The organism is Paenibacillus sp. JT31N17, from assembly GCF_056269255.1.
On record NZ_JBWDNP010000008.1, the window covers coordinates 102,364 to 119,485 of the forward strand.

The 17,122-nt window shown below is 50.8% G+C and carries 7 protein-coding genes; 6 read left to right on the plus strand and 1 reads right to left on the minus strand.

Annotated features, from left to right (window positions below):
- The first annotated feature begins 425 nt into the window (after nt 1-425).
- The 5 genes from AC0YOB_RS23555 (at nt 426) to AC0YOB_RS23575 (ending at nt 13,862) form a co-directional block, all read left to right on the plus strand.
- On the plus strand, nt 426-9,581 hold the full coding sequence (locus AC0YOB_RS23555; RefSeq protein WP_475794831.1) for an S-layer homology domain-containing protein: 9,156 nt from the start codon (nt 426-428) through the stop codon (nt 9,579-9,581).
- Nucleotides 9,582-9,668: 87 nt separating this feature from the next.
- Entirely contained in the window at nt 9,669-10,865 is a 1,197-nt protein-coding gene (locus AC0YOB_RS23560; RefSeq protein ID WP_475794832.1) for a HupE/UreJ family protein, read from the plus strand.
- A 164-nt stretch (nt 10,866-11,029) separates the two neighbouring features.
- Nucleotides 11,030-12,031, plus strand: coding sequence for a permease (locus AC0YOB_RS23565; RefSeq protein ID WP_475794833.1), 1,002 nt, complete (start codon nt 11,030-11,032; stop codon nt 12,029-12,031).
- A gap of 10 nt (nt 12,032-12,041) precedes the next feature.
- The gene (locus tag AC0YOB_RS23570) at nt 12,042-12,956 is read left to right on the plus strand and encodes a TIGR03943 family putative permease subunit (protein WP_475794834.1); all 915 of its coding nucleotides are present in this window, start codon (nt 12,042-12,044) and stop codon (nt 12,954-12,956) included.
- A 36-nt stretch (nt 12,957-12,992) separates the two neighbouring features.
- Nucleotides 12,993-13,862, plus strand: a complete 870-nt coding sequence (locus tag AC0YOB_RS23575; protein WP_475794835.1) for a hypothetical protein — start codon at nt 12,993-12,995, stop codon at nt 13,860-13,862.
- A gap of 266 nt (nt 13,863-14,128) precedes the next feature.
- Here the strand turns inward: AC0YOB_RS23575 and AC0YOB_RS23580 are convergent, their stop codons facing one another.
- Nucleotides 14,129-15,586 carry an amidase family protein gene (locus AC0YOB_RS23580; RefSeq protein WP_475794955.1) on the minus strand — a complete coding sequence of 486 codons (1,458 nt, stop codon included), beginning with the start codon at nt 15,584-15,586 and terminating at the stop codon, nt 14,129-14,131.
- Nucleotides 15,587-16,162: 576 nt separating this feature from the next.
- On the opposite strand from AC0YOB_RS23580, the gene AC0YOB_RS23585 reads away from it, so the two are divergent.
- Nucleotides 16,163-16,936: a GntR family transcriptional regulator gene (locus tag AC0YOB_RS23585; RefSeq protein WP_475794836.1), complete on the plus strand. Its 774-nt coding sequence runs from the start codon at nt 16,163-16,165 to the stop codon at nt 16,934-16,936.
- Nucleotides 16,937-17,122: the final 186 nt, after the last annotated feature.

A 17,122-nucleotide genomic window follows, 5' to 3' on the forward strand; every position in this document is an offset into this window, starting at 1 on the left:
GCTTTGCATCGCGACTGAGATCGTCTTCAGAAATATTTTGGACCGCTTTACAGTGGCAAAACAAACCGATGTTATAGTAACCAGTACAGGCATATTTTTCTTTTTGTTCACATCAATTTGAACAAATGTCCATTTTTCAAAGCTGATTCCGTGCAAATGCGACATTTTTTTAAATAATGGATAGCCCAAGAGAAATTCATCAGTAAAGGTGGGGATCTATGAAATAGAAGACTACAAATTAAAAACCGTCTATTCTATGGCTTTTGGCGAGGCGCATGAATAGACGGCTTGTTGTGCGATAACCTTATGACTGGGTTTATTTCCCATTTCATGAGATGGTCATCAGTTAACTTTAACAATTTTTCTATGGAAGAGCAATGAGGAACGAGAAAGTCTTAAGAATTGTATTTATGGAGGTATACTGCGTGCAAAAATGGTATGGAAAATATAAGAAATGGGTCAGTCTGGCCGTGGCTGCCGTCATCCTCATTACGCTGGTTGTCCCATCCGGCTTGATTGACAAAGCATATGCGGCTTCGCAGACCGTTGCCGGATGGTCTTTTACAGCAGGAGGGAGTACTTTCCCTGCAACGAGCGGCACTGCGGACAATCTAAGCAGCGCTAGTTTCACAATAAGCGGTAATCGGACATTGAGCTACACGGATACGAGCCATACGATCTGGACCAATGGCTGGGAGACTTCACCAGGTTATTGGCAAGCAGAGATAAATACTATAGGGTTCACCAATCTGCTGCTTTCCTCTAAAAACTATGGAACAGGAACTGGGCCAAGAGATTTTAAAATTCAATACAGTCTGGATGGGCAGAACTTCACGGATGTGCCCAATGGGACATTCGCTCAGACGACCTCGAATGCAACTATGGTTAATGGTCTTTCTTTGACAAGTGCAGTCGATAATCAGTCCGTTGTATATATTAGATGGCAAAACTATACTACGACGGCCATCAATGGTGGAACAATTGGCTCTACCGGAAATAGTAGAATATCCGAAATCGTTGTTACGGGCGACCCTATCGACGGCTCCACCGATCCCGATCCATCGGAAGGCAAGACCGCCACTCCAAATACGTCCGCAATCACCTTCAGCGACGATTACACAACAGTAACCGGAGCGGCCGGAGCAGTATCTGTCAGTGCGGCGGTATATGCCTATTACACAGACGGCACTTCGGCTGGTACGGTTAATGCAAATGAATTGGGCGCGTTCGGATTGAGCATCGACAACCCGAATCACGACACCAGCGTTCGGATTTCGGCTAAGGATGGGGAGAAAGAGGAGAGCGATAAGGTCACGGTCTCGATTCCGAAGAGCACCAAGCCGGATGCATCTAGAATCTCGTTCACCGATTACACGAAGGTAACGGGACTGCCGGGAGCGGCTCCCGCCAATTCGGCGGTTTACGCCTATTACAATGACGGCTCTGCTGCAGGCGCTACCGCGGCCGGAGCTGATGGGGCTTTTGAGCTGACGATATCCAATGCCGGCCATGATTCTCAAATCAGCGTTACCGATAAGCAAATGGGCAAACTGGAGAGCGACAAGACGATCGTTAATATGGCTGACGGCACCGTATACAATCCGGGCGACGTCATTTTCAGCCAGATTTATGTGAATGGAACTGCCTCCGCCATTTACAAGCAGAAGTTTTTTGAGCTGTACAATACAACCGATCATGATATTAACTTCGGCGGACAGTGGAGCCTGGCTTACAGTGCTGCGACTGCAACATCTTTTGCCAGCAATACGACTCCGCTGACGGGCGTTATCAAGGCGCATGGATATTATTTGATTTCAGGATCAACCACGGCAGCTGCTCCGCTTGATCTGCCTGTGCCCGCAGATCAGTCTTCATCTCTTGGACCAAGCGCGACCGCCGGGGGGCATCTTATTCTGGCCCACAAGACGACGGCAGTTACAAGCGATACGGATCCTGATTTGATAGATCTTGCCGTATTCGGAAACGGTACTTCAACGTTCAAGCTGGATACATCGCATTGGGGAACCCCGTTCTTCACATCATTGATCGCCAGCGGTTCAATGCTGCGCAAGACGGAAATCGGATCTGATCCGCGCGGAGCTCTGGGATTGAGTGACACTTACTTCACGAAGGATAATTCCAAGAACTTTGTCATGAACATTCCAGGCAATTCCAAAGATCCGAAAGAGATTATTATTAGAAACTCGAAGTATATGGCGCAGCCAGATTCCGCCAAAATCTCATTTGCGAATGCGGGCGGAACAGCGACCACAGCAGGAGTGGCAGGGTCCGTACCTGGATCGTCAAACGTTAAAGCTTATGTTGTTGATGATGGTGCCATCACATCTGCCGGAACAACGACTGCGTCTGCAGACGGTTCTTTTGCTCTGACCTTCAACGATGCCGGCAATCATTCATATGTCTATTTGACGCATACGGATGCCATAAGGGAAAGTGCTTATACCCGCGTGGATACAGCGCCTGACGCTAACGCGGTGACCACAATCGGCCAGCTTCGTTTGAACGACCAGAATGGCCTTCCCCTGAATATTGGCTTCAATACAACTATTGAAGGTGTAGCGACGAGCGATAATCAGGCGCTGGGAAAAGAAAATACGAATTTCTATCTCCAGGACGCAACTGGAGCCATTAACGTGATCGGCGGATTAACCGCCGCTGTACTTAAAGGCGAGAAATACAAGGTTACCGGACGTTTGGTGTTTACTGCTGGCACTTCACAGTTTGTTCCTTCTTCCATTACGGATGAAGGCGCAGATACGGCACCGGCGGCCATTCCTGTCACGTTGGACCAATTGTCGAATTATTCGTCTGCCGAGACGCTTGAAGGAAAGCTTGTAACCTTTAAAGCCCAGGTGACGAACATTCCGGTCAATGTTACCGATTATAACGTGACGGTGACGGACGGAACGAACTCTGCCATCGTGAGCATTTTGGCGCTTACAGGTATTGATGTCGCAGGCGGAGCCGTCAACCTTGGCGAGACTTACACATTCACTGGGATTGTAAGCCAGTCGAAAATGACCTCTCCCTATACGGCAGGTTATGTTGTGCTCCCGCGCAATACGGCGGATATAAGAGGCGAGCTTCAATTAAGCCATACTCCGCTTGTGAAGGCCTACATTCATACAGATGTCACTTTCAAAGCGACAGCCCAATATGCCGATTCGGTTACCTTGTATTATAGAGCCGAGTCCGACAATACGTATACTGCGGTGCCTTTGTTATCCGGAGACGGCCACAGCTACAATGGAGTGATCCTGAGTGCCGACGTTCCGGCGGACAAGTTCTATTATTACATTGAAGCAGTGGCTTTGGGCGATATCAAATCGCAAGGAACTGCGGCAAATCCGATTGAGGTTCCTCTGGTCGAGGATACCGACGGTCCGGAGGTTTACAATCTTGTCCCGGGTCAAAATGAAGAAATCGAAACGCAGCATCCAGTCATATCTCTGAACTGGGAGGATCCAAACGCAATCAATACGACGGCTTCAGCCGGCTTTAGTATCCAAATTGACGGAACAGATTTTACCTCCAAGGCGGAAGCTTCGGACAGCGCACTTAGTCTGACGCTAACGGCTGCAGATGATCTGAGCTTCGGAGAGCACACTGTCACCGTCAAGGTCAAGGATCTTCTGGACAATGAGACTACCCAGTCCTGGACCTTCAAGATTGCTGAGCGCTTTACCGGCGGCAATCACTATTACGGCACAACCCACAACCACACGAATATCTCGCACGATGCTGCGGGTACGCCGGTTGAGGCCGTACAGGCCGCTTTGGCGCATGACTACGACTTCTTTGCTTTCTCCGACCACTCTCATGATATTGATTCGGATCTCACGGGAACGGATTCTGTCGACCACAACGGGATGCCTGAACGAACAGGCGGCGCCGACTGGCAGGAAACGAAGGATGTAGCCAGCGAGTACACCAAGGACGGCAGCTTCGTCGTTTTCCCGGCATTTGAGATGACGTCTACAACATGGGGACACTCAAACGTATTCGGGACTGATAACTTTATCGATCGTATGCAGGATAATGGCAAATATCAGGATCTTCAGAGCTACTATGCCTGGATTATGACTTATGACAATATCGTAGCGCAATTCAATCATCCGAACGCGCCGACAACCTCATTCAACAACTTCATTCCATACGACAAAAATGTGGATAAGCTGTTTACGATGCTGGAGGTCGGCAATGGTTCAGGGAACTATTCCTATGCCAATTCACAGGATAAATTCTTCAGCGCACTTGATTTGGGATGGCATATCGCTCCGACTTATGGAGAAGACAACCACGATGCCACCTGGGGTCAAACGAAGCAGCGCACAGTCATTGTTTCGAAGGACCTTACTCAGGATTCGCTGCTGGATGCCATGCGCAAGATGAGAGTTTACTTGACTGAAGACCCGAATGCCAGGCTTGACGCTCTGGCGAGCGGATGGTATATGGGGTCGACAGTCGATACCAAAACCTTGTCGTTTGATATTACGGGGAGCGATTCCGTATGGGAAGAGAAAAGCGATCCGAAATACAGCTATTTAAAGACCGTAACCAATGATAATGTTGCCAAAGTTGAGTTGGTTACCAATGGCGGAACGGTTATCGATACGTTTACTCCTACTTCTGAATCCACTTCATTTCATTGGACTCCAACCGTAAACGTCGTTGGCGGGCAGCAGTGGTTTGTGGTTCGTGCAACCCAGGCGGACGGAGACCGGCTGTATTCCGCACCGTTCTGGTCGCCCGAAGAGCCGGTATCTGTAAGAGTCAGTAATTTGACAGCTGCAGACGGTGCAATTGTTGGCAACACACCAGCAACTCTGAATGCCGGATTAGCCAATATGGGAAGCGTTGATGTCACAAATGTCAAGGCTGCTTTCTACTACGATGATCTGACGCACCCGATCGGAGAGGTTGAAGTCGGATCCATTGCCTCCGGTCAGAATGCCACGGCAAGTGTCGTTTGGACATCGCCGCCAACTGGCAGCCATTCTATACTTGTGGTGTTAACCGCCGATCAGGATCTGGGCGAGAATAAGTACGTGCAGCAGTTCACGATCAAGACGCCACTGGGCAAAACAATCTTGATTGATGCTTCGAAGCATAACGAGAACAGTACGCTCGATACAGGAACGTACAAGGACAACTTGAAGTTGTTCACTACCCAGATGAGGCAGCAGGGGTATACGGTGGCAGAAAATCCATCGACACTGACTGATGCTGTCCTGAGCAATGTATCTGTGCTGTATATCTCTCATCCCGCTTCAGCTTACAGCACGGATGAAATCGCAGCGATCAAGAAATTTACAGATAATGGCGGTTCGCTGTGGCTCGCCGACAAGAGCAATTATGGAGGCGCCAATCAAGCGCTGAATCCGATTCTGGATGCTGTTGGCTCGACCATACTGGTCAATAACGACGGTATTGCGGATGAGACGGCATACGGAAACTTTTGGAGCACTCCGCTTACGTCGAATTATTCGGTTCGTTTGCATCCGGGGCTCCTGAGCAACTACCTGACCGACTTCGTGTCGACAATCGAGTATTACAGCGGAGCAAGTCTGGCCAAAAACGATGGAAGCGGCAATAAAGCGGCTCTCACGGACAGCGATTCCGTTACCATTCTGGCAAGAGGCAACGAATCGACGTTCCAGATTTCTGGAGGGCAGGTTAAACCCGATACTCAGCAGTATCTGGTGGTGCCGTCTCCGGCACCCGCTGATCTGACGGGCGGCTCCGTAATCCCTGCCATCGCATCTGAAACATTGAGCGGCGGCGGAAGAATTATCGTATCCGGAATGAATATTTTTAATGACAAACAGATGGACGAGTCCTTCGATCCGAAGGGGAATAATGAATTTGCTCTCAACTCCATGAACTGGTTATCCCATCTGGAGCCGAAGCTCATCAGCATCAGCGATGCGCGTCAAGGACCAGAAGATACGCCATTTGTCGTACAAGGAAAAGTAACGACGGCTGCCGGAGTATTCTTCGATGCGGTATATGTTCAAGACGATACCGGAGGAATTATGGCATATAACGAAATTCCGGAGGGCAGTCTCGCTCTGGGCGATGTGGTCCGAATCTACGGCCACAAGAAAATTTTCGAGAACAACACCGAGCTGGAGTTTGACAGATTCGCTAACAGCATCGTCAAGGTGAGCAGTGGAACACCGGTCGAACCAAAGACCGTGTCTACCAAGGACTCCATTTCCGATAGTTATCAGGGGCAATTGGTAAAAGTATCGGGTACCGTCCAAACCATCCCGGATAACAATTCCTTCATCATCAATGATGGAAGCGGGCCAGTTCTCGTATTTGTGGATGGATACATTGTCAATCAGAGTGGTCCAATTCCGACCATAAAGGTAGGCGATACGCTGGAAACTGTGGCTCTTTCCGGCAAGTACGCAGAAGGAGACAGGCTGCGTGTCAGAAATACAACCGAAATGAAAGTGTCCGCTGTGGATCTCACCGCTGCAGAAGTAGCGGCGGAGCTGACCAGCATCGACGCGCCTGCGAAGGATGCAACATTATTGACGCTGCCAAGCGTCCCGGCTGGCTTCACGGTAGCGATTAAGAGCTCAAGCAATACGAACGTAATCCAAACCGACGGCACAATTGTGCCACCGGCAGCGGAAACGAAAGTGAACGTGGTGCTGACGGTCACAAAGACCGCGGACAGCACGTGCGCGGATACGGTCACGATTGAAGTGACGGTACCGGCGAAAACAGCCGCCCCAAGTCCAACCGCGGCAGAAGTAGCAGCAGAGCTGACCAGCATTGACGCACCTGCGAAGGATGCGACGACCTTGACACTGCCAAGTGTTCCAAGCGGCTTCACGGTATCGATTAAAAGCTCAAGCAATACGGGCGTCATCGGAACCGACGGCACGATTATTCCTCCGGCAGCGGAGACGAAAGTGAACGTGGTACTGACGGTCACGAAGACCGCGGACAGCACGAGCGCCGACACCGTTACGATTGAAGTGACGGTTCCGGCGAAAACGGCCGCCCCAAGTCCAACCGCGGCAGAAGTAGCGGCGGAGCTGACCAGCATTGACGCGCCGGTGAAGGATGCGACGACCTTGACGCTGCCAAGCGTCCCGGCTGGCTTCACTGTAGCGATTAAGAGCTCAAGCAATACGGGCGTCATCGGAACGGACGGCACGATTGTCCCTCCGGCGACGGAGACGAAAGTGGACGTGGTGCTGACGGTCACGAAGACCGCGGACAGCACGAGCGCGGATACGGTCACGATTGAAGTGACGGTACCGGCGAAAACGGCCGCCCCAAGTCCAACCGCGGCAGAAATAGCGGCGGAGCTGACCAGCATTGACGCACCTGCGAAGGATGCGACGACCTTGACACTGCCAAGTGTTCCAAGCGGCTTCACGGTAGCGATTAAAAGCTCAAGCAATACGGTCGTCATCGGAACCGACGGCACAATTGTGCCACCGGCAGCGGAAACGAAAGTGAACGTGGTGCTGACGGTCACGAAGACCGCGGACAGCACGAGCGCGGATACGGTCACGATTGAAGTGACGGTACCGGCGAAAACAGCCGCCCCAAGTCCAACCGCGGCAGAAATAGCGGCGGAGCTGACCAGCATTGACGCACCTGCGAAGGTTGCGACGACCTTGACACTGCCAAGTGTTCCAAGCGGCTTCACGGTAGCGATTAAAAGCTCAAGCAATACGGGCGTCATCGGAACCGACGGCACGATTATTCCTCCGGCAGCGGAGACGAAAGTGAACGTGGTACTGACGGTCACGAAGACCGCGGACAGCACGAGCGCCGACACCGTTACGATTGAAGTGACGGTTCCGGCGAAAACGGCCGCCCCAAGTCCAACCGCGGCAGAAATAGCAGCGGAGCTGACCAGCATTGACGCACCTGCGAAGGATGCGCCGACCTTGACGCTGCCAAGCGTCCCGGCTGGCTTCACTGTAGCGATTAAGAGCTCAAGCAATACGGGCGTCATCGGAACGGACGGCACGATTGTCCCTCCGGCGACGGAGACGAAAGTGGACGTGGTGCTGACGGTCACGAAGACCGCGGACAGCACGAGCGCGGATACGGTCACGATTGAAGTGACGGTACCGGCGAAAACGGCCGCCCCAAGTCCAACCGCGGCAGAAATAGCAGCGGAGCTGACCAGCATTGACGCACCTGCGAAGGATGCGACGACCTTGACACTGCCAAGTGTTCCAAGCGGCTTCACGGTATCGATTAAAAGCTCAAGCAATACGGGCGTCATCGGAACCGACGGCACAATTGTGCCTCCGGCAGCGGAAACGAAAGTGAACGTGGTGCTGACGGTCACGAAGACCGCGGACAGCACGAGCGCGGATACGGTCACGATTGAAGTGACGGTACCGGCGAAAACCGATATTCCGTATCAATATCCGGGTCCGGGTACTCAGCTGCCATCAAGTACTGAGCCTGTGACTGAGAATGGAACCACGAAGACGGTGTCAATCGCCGAGCTGAAGGACAGCGGGACCGTGTCGGTTGCTCCGACGATAACCGAAGTCAAGCTGCCGTCCAATTCGGCAGAATTGCTGGGAGACAAGCCGCTGGAAATAGCATCTGATGAGATTGTGCTCAGCATTCCATCGGCCGTTATCAAGCAGCTTGAGGGCAAGCTCACCGCTTCGGAATTGCAGGACGGTTCAATATCGCTGACATTAAAACCGCTAAGCAGCGAAGAGGCGTCAGCTGTTCTCAAGCAAGGCGGAAACTCCAGCAGCTCCGTCGTCAAGCTGTCGGGACAAATATATGAATTGAGCTTGTCTATCACTTCAGCTGGCGGGAACACGGTCAAGCTGTCTCAATTCGATCAGCCGATTACCATCCGGTTGAAGGCTGATGCAGGCATTAATCCGAAATTGGCGGGAATATATTACATCTCCGACAGCGGAGCATTGGAATATATCGGTGGACAATATGCGAATGGCGAGTTTGCAGCCCAAATCAGCCACTTCAGTAAATACGCCGTTCTTGAAATCAGCAAATCATTTGTGGATCTGCCGCTTTCTCATTGGTCCTACAGCGTTGTGCAGGAACTCATCGCCAAGCAAATCATTAACGGCACGAGCGCTGCAACCTTCGAGCCTGGCCGAACAGTTACCCGTGCAGAGTTTACAACGATGCTTGTGAAAGCATTGAAACTCACGGAGAAAACGGACATTAGATTCACGGATGTGGCATCGGACGCTTGGTATGCCGATGCAGTCAGTGAGGCTTATAAGGCAGGTATCATAAAAGGCAGGAGCGAAACGGTCTTTGACCCGAATGGATCGATCACCCGGGAAGAGATGGTCGTTATGATGATGAAGGCTTACGAGCTGCTCCATAATGCCAAGCCGGACGCCACTGCAGAAACTGCGTTCAAAGATATGGGCAAGGTTTCTCCTTGGGCGGCCGATTATGTCAAGGCTGCAGCCAATCTTAAACTGATCAAAGGCCGCACATCAGGCGAGTTTGCTCCGAAGGGCGAGTCAACGCGCGCGGAGGCAGCACAAGTCATTTATAACGTAATAAAGGAATAAAGGGCGACGTAGTTTCAAGGGGATGCCATTCGAAAGAATGGTATCCTCCTTTTCTATCAAATCTACCCTCAACCCTGGAGGAAAATCATGCAAGTACGCCCAACCAGAGCTTTTCGAATCACATTGATCTTCCTGGCTGCTCTTGCCTTATCCGTGCTTCCTTTTAAAGAAGTGGCAAATGCCCATGCTTACAGTGCGGCCTATAACACCCTTAACTTAACCAAAGAACAAACGGAAATGACCTTTTCTCTCGATGAATTGTCTGTTATTGAGCTGGCTGCCGGCGACATTGACGACAATAAGATGCTGGATGAAGGGGAGTTCGATGCTGTAAAAAACAAGATGCTGGATATCCTTCAAAAAAACATTATGCTCAAAATTGGAGGCGAGCCGCAAGCCTGGTCTGAGATTGAAAGCTTCGTGCTGATCCGTCAGGGAGATGCTTCCAAGATGGCTCTCACTGTCATATATCCGCCTGTCACTGCTTCCCAGTCGATATCCTTAACGGATAATTTGTACAAGGAGGACAGTAAAACCAACTATGTGGATTTGCTGACCGTCAACTATGGAACGCAGAAAAGCACATCGGCCTTGTCGGCCAACATCCGCACTTGGGTGCTGCAGCTGATGGATGCGGAATATTCCGGTTTGCCGCAGAATCTAAGCGAGCAAGCGGATGCTGCGCCAGCTGATCCTGCTGCTGCATCGGAACAACCCGAAAACGGCGGCGGCGCCATGTCCGGATGGTTTTCCTTCTTTACGCTTGGGATGCGCCATATTCTCGGCGGCTACGACCACCTGTTGTTTCTATTCTCACTGCTGATCGCGCGGCAAACCTTCAAGCAATATGCAACGATGATTACGGCTTTCACGCTTGCGCACAGCCTGACACTAACCTTAACCGTTCTCGGAATTCTTCATGTATCTCCGAAGCTGGTTGAGCTTTGCATCGCCCTGAGCATCTGTTATGTCGCGCTCGACAATATCATCCGCCAAAACGTATCGCACCGCTGGGTGCTGACCTTTTTGTTCGGGCTCATTCATGGTATGGGCTTCGCTGATATTCTCAAGGAAATGGACATTCCCAAAAAAGAAATGGCGGTTGATCTGATCAGTTTTAATCTGGGAATCGAGGCGGTTCAAATTACCATTGTCGCGGTGCTGATTCCGTTATTGGTTCTGCTTCACCGTTATAAATATGCCAGACAATATGTTCTTGCAGGTTCCGGAGTGGCGCTTGTTCTAGGTGGAGTATGGCTGTTTGAACGGGCGTTCACAGGATAAGGCAGGAAGCGGCCCAGGAGGGGATACGATTGCACCAAGCTGCTGCTCAGACACAACCGCGCAAATCGAACGCAGGGTTGTTTGCAGTCTTGTTTCTTTCCGTAATCTGCGTTCTCTATTACTTCTCGAGCCATACACCGGGAGAAGTCTTGAGAGAGCCCAGATTGCAAATATTTAAAACCTTGTTTGTCAGCGTAATATTGGAGGCGTTGCCCTTTATCCTGATCGGCGTGCTTGTTTCCGCTTTTCTTCAGGTTTATGTTTCGGACGCATTCATCCGCAGACTGATTCCAAGAAATCCGCTGCTGGGCATACTTGTGGCGGGATTCATCGGGATCATTTTCCCCATTTGCGAGTGCGGAATGGTTCCGGCTGTAAGGAATTTGATCCGGAAAGGGATGCCCCTTCATGCAGCGTCAGCTTTTATTCTGGTTGGGCCGATCCTGAATCCCATCGTCTTCTGGTCTACCTGGACGGCTTTTCGCAGCCGCCCGGAAATGGTTTGGGCCCGGATGGGACTTGCTCTAGCCGTGGCGCTTGTCGTCGGGTTGATCGTATACCGCTATGTGCGTACGGACGTGCTGAGAGGAAGCGGATCGCAGAATCATCATCAGGATAACGACGACCATAGCGTTCATACCCATAATCATAATCACGCCCATCACGATCACCGCGATCACCGCGATCACCATGATCACCGCGATCACCATGATCATGTTCATAATCACGCCCATCACCATGCTCATTCCCCGGGACGGAGCAAGCTGGCAGATTTAATGGGGCATTCGGTAAGCGAGTTTTTTGACATGGGCAAGTATCTGATGTTTGGCGCGATGCTGGTAGCATTGCTTCAAACTTTCGTTGCGCAGAACAGCCTGCTCGCTTTAGGGCATGGCCAGGGCAGTTCCAACCTGTTCATGATGGGCTTGGGTTTTATCCTTTCGTTATGCTCGACTTCAGACGCGTTCGTTGCGCAATCCTTCATGACGACGTTCTCCAAAGGGGCGCTTGTCGCATTTATGGTATTCGGACCCATGTTAAATCTTAAAAGCCTGCTGATGATGCTGGCGGTATTCAAAACGAAGTTCGTCCTGCTGCTGGCTTCCCTCGTACTCGTATTTGTCTATGCGGGTTCATGGGCGCTTGAAGCCTGGGTGCTGAAGTGAGGGGGATCAGATGAAATACCAATGGAATTTGTTGCATCACGGTTTAAAGGCACTCATTATGACAGGGTTCTCGGCGTTGATTTTATATCTGGTGTTTACCGGGAATATCCTGCTCTATATTGCGCCCCATCTCATCATTTACGTGGATATAGCTTCGGGAGGGCTGTTGATTATGGCGGGCTTCCAATGGTATTTGGCCGTCATGTCCATTCGTAACCCTGCAGCCGCTTGCGACTGCGGGCATGAACATGATCATGACGGGCATACCCATGAGCCTCCGCGTTCTCTGCTCAAAAATGTGATAATCTACGGACTGTTTGTGCTTCCGCTTGTATTCGGCGGACTGCTGCCCAATACAGCGCTTGCGGGCTCGCTTGCCAAAAACAAGGGAATGAATCTCGGCGGCGGCAGCGCGGCGGCGGGTGGAGCTCCGGCAGAGCTGGTGGAGCTGGACGGCGATGCCGATCCTGTTTTAAAGCTATTGTTCAAAACAGACGTGTACAATAAAGATTATGCGAAGCTTGGAATCCTGCTGTATCAGCAGGATGTTATTGAGATGAAGGACGAGTGGTTTATCGAGAAGCTTCAGGCGATGAATACCTTTGTCGATAACTTCCAGGACAGGACGATAACGATCTCGGGTTTTGTATACCGTCAGAAGGGACTGGCCGGGAACCAGTTTATTGTCGGGAGAATGGCGATGACGCACTGCATAGCGGATATTTCTCCATATGGAATCATTGCGGAGTCTGCCGATGCGGCCAAGTACAAGGACGACAGCTGGATTTCCATCACGGGAACGATTGGCCAGACGGTCTTCGACGGTCTGAAGGTCATCAAGATTAATATCGATTCCATCAAGCCGGCTGCGGTTCCGGAAGTGCCGTACGTATATCCGGATTGGGATTTCGCAGCGAAAATCTAAGCGCATACGCTCTGGCAACCAGAGGAGGACAAATACATGGTGCTCAGTATTAGCAGCCTGGCGATCATTTGGCTGGCAGCAGGTTATCTATTGTTATTAATCAGGCGGCGCAGAGAGAGCATGCCTCAAGCTTCGGCGAAGCTGATCGCTGCGGTCCTGAACATTCTGGCAAGCGCGTCTGTTGGCATGGTCTCCATACAGGTTTTTGAATACAATCTGGCAATATCGATGGCCTTCTCCGTATGCTGCGCCTGGGTGCTCGGATATTTAAGCGGCATACGTTACGGATTGCTGTTCTCCGCACAGACGGCTCTGCTCGGAAGCATCGGGACGCTTGCTTCCGTAACATTGGGATTGCTGTTCTTCTCATCCGGCAAAGTCGTGTTTGCCGTCGATGTCGTATACATTATTTTGCTTGTACTGCTGCAAAAAGCGATGGATTGGCAAGCCGCCAAACCGCCGCGAATGAAGCTGCCGACTACTGAAGGCAATCAGGCGCGGAAGCTGCCGGTATGGACGACAGGACTGCTGGGCGCTGTCGTTGTCGTAATGGCAGTACTTATCCTTGTTAATCAGGACCGGATTTCGGTCGGACAACTGGGCCTCAAGAAATCGCAGCAGGCCGCATATGATGAAGACAATAACCTTCAGGTGGCGCAAATTACAGTAAACACGACCGGATTCAATCCTCAAAATACCAATTTTGCAACGGGCTCTATGATTAAAGCGGTGCTCCATGTCGAGTCTGGCGCCGGCAATAACCTCCGATTGATCTCGCAGGATTTGAACATCGACGCACCTTTAAAACAGGGCGACAATCTGTTTGTGTTCAACAAGCCCCTGCCCGGAGTCTACAATTTCGCGCTGAGCGACGGACGGTTCAAAGGTACGTTCACCGTCAAATAAGAGCTATTTAAGACCTCCTTTATGACGGTGGAGCCTTCGCGAACTTGTCCGTTACCGTACCGAAAGCAGTGGAATGGCTTTCTTGGCTTTTCCCACTCATTTTATAATAAGGGGGCGCTGTTCGTAAGTCATCTTATTCACTCTCTCCTGTTTCTTATCGATTGCGGGCATTCGCAGGAAAAACCCCGGAATCCGAAGATTCCGGGGTTTGCGCAAGAAGACTTGGCTTCAGCCTCCAAAGGGCGGCGGAGCTGATTCCTCCAGCCTTATTTCAGCACAGGCGGGATGCGGTAATGGGTAGCCTGCTCGAATGAATAGGCTACCTTGATCAAAGTCGGCTCGCTGTAAGCCATGCCGGCAAAGGTAACGGCAACCGGTTTGCCTTCCTTCGTGTAGCCTGCCGGAACAGTGATCGATGGATATCCGGCTTTTGCCGAAATGCCCGCATTCCGGGTATTCGGGAAGAGCAGCGCATCAAGGTTGTGCTTGTTCATGGTAAAGTCAATGCCCTCGGTCCGGGACAAACGCAAGTCCTTGAGACGATCCCGGATATACTGCGATTCCGTCAAGGTTCCGCTCGTAGCGTCGGAATCCGTCAGCAGCGTATGGCCGTATTTCAGGTTATCCACGGAATTCTTATTGTCAAACTCAATAATGTCCGTCAATGTCTTCATCGGAGAGTCTGCCCCCAGGCTGCTCAGGTAAGCGTTCATATCCCCCTTGAACTCATACATGAAGACGGATGAGCTGAACTGGGCCAATTCATTGGCTGAAGGGATATTCGCATAATCGACGATAACGGCGCCTTGTGCCTTCAAGTCTGATACCACTTTGTCAAATATGGCTTTCTCTTCATCCGTAATTCCGGATGTGTAGTAATATTCTCTCGGAATCCCGATGCGTGCGCCCTCCAGCCCGTCAATATCCAAAAATTGCGTGTAGTCCGAATAGGATTTATTCACGCTGGCGGAGGTGATTGGGTCCTTGTCATCCACGCCTGTCAGCGCCCCCAGGAGAACAGCGGCATCCGCCACAGTGCGGGCGATCGGGCCGGCCGTATCCTGACTATGGGCAAGCGGGACGATCCCGTCCCTGCTGACAAGACCAACTGTCGGTTTGATGCCGACAACCGAATTATTATAGGCGGGACTCAGAATGGAACCCGAGGTTTCGGTTCCGATCGCGATCGCGGTCAAATTGGAGGATACAGAAACACCTGATCCGGAGCTGGAGCCGCCGGTGCCGAAGACGCCCGGTTTGTACGGATTGAGCACCTGGCCTCCGCGGGAGCTGTATCCGCCCGGCATGCCTCTTGTCTTATAATTGGCGAATTCGGTCATATTGGCCTTGCCCAGAATGACGGCTCCGGCTTCGCGCAGCTGCTTGGCTACGAAGGAATCGTCGGAGGCGAACGAATGGGCGAGGGCCAGGGAACCGGCGCTTGTGTGCAGCTTGTCACCGGTATCAATATTGTCTTTGAGCAGAATCGGGATGCCATGAAGCGGTCCGCGTTGTCCCTTCGTGGCCCGTTCAACATCAAGCGCTTCCGCTATGGCCAGGGCATCCGGATTGATTTCGAGAACAGAGTTCAGCTTCGGGCCTTCTTTATCGTAGGCTGCGATGCGTTCCAAATACATGGAAACAAGCTCGACAGAGGTCAACTTTCCCGATGCCATTGCAGACTGCATGTCAGCGACAGTCGCCTCTTCAATCTTGAATGTCATGGCGGGAGCGGCAAATGAAACCGAGGATAGAGGCACGAGGGCAATCAAAATAATGGCAGTGAGCGTGAAAAGTTTTTTTTTCAATTTCATTCCTCCATGATATGTAGTTTTTCTTACATCGAAACAAATAAACGGGACCGACAAGGCCGGAACTGAACTCTTCACCTCCATAATATGAAATTTTGTTTTTATTATGTCAGATTATATGTCATCGAGTGTTATTATTATAGGAATAGAATCATCGAATTGACAAACCGAATAAAACTCGATGTAAGCGGATACAATACCATCGATCATTGTTTTGCTTGCAATTGGTAGGCCATGCCTCTTTTATTACAGATAATTCCTGAATTGACGCCCTGAATAACGTAATGGCAGAAACAACTGCCATCCTCAGGTCAAGCAATCTTCTTTACAAAATAACAAGATTTATTATACGTGATAAGGATTGACAGGCTAATTGCTTTGGTATATTGTTATAACCAGTTAAAGAGGGTATGTTGTTATAACCACCTAACGAGAACTACTAGAGGATATATACCTTGCCTGAAATCAAAATTTTATGGAGGAATGGTTGTGTTAGATGAATCATTGCCGGTGACTTTGCAATATCAGTTGCGCAGCAAACTGCACGAAAAAATCGAAAACAGATTCTGGTCCCCGGGCTCCCAAATTCCAAGCGAGCGGGAGCTGTGCGATGAATATGGAGTCAGCCGAATTACAGTGCGGGAAGTGCTCAAGGAATTGGTGCAGGAAGGCTATCTGGTCCGAAAGCAGGGCAAAGGTACCTTTGTATCATTGCCCAAATTCGTGAACGAGCTCTCGAGCAATTACAGCTTATCTCACGAAATTGAGAAGGAAGGACTGTCTTCCGATTTCCAGCTTCTCAGTTTCAGGAAGTGCAGCCCCACAAGTGCCTTGAAACAAATATTCGGCATATCCGACACCGATAGTGTATATGAAATTACGCGCCTGCGGTTAATCGGCAGCGAGCTGTTTGCCTGGGAAAGGGCGTATACACCTTGCTCCCTCATGGAGGGGGCGGATGAGAAGCAGCTGGAGAAGGAGGGTTTGTACTTCACGATTTTCCGTTGTTCGGGACTGATGGCGGAGGAGGCTGAGGTGGAGTCCGAAGCCGTTAATTGCCCGGCCGATATCGCAAAATTGCTTCAGCTTAAGAAAAACACGGCCGTCCTGCATCTTACGCGGGTGACGACAGCCCAGAACCGGCCCGTCGAATACTGTGAAAGCTATATCCGCAGTGATACGTACAAATACAAGTATAAGCAAACATTGAGAAAAAAAGCGCACTACGACGGCGCATATTCGGAGCATACGGACGGACGGTAGATCGAAGAAGACCGGTTTTCGGGGATGATAAAATCCAGGTCGTTCATAGAACGGCCGGATTTTTCTGAATATAACTTTGGAGAAACAAAGTGGAAGGGGGAGTTCTTTGCAGAAATATCATAGAGAACATAGATTGCAGGGGCAGTCCAATCGCGATATTAATAGGCATTAATATCAGAATATTGT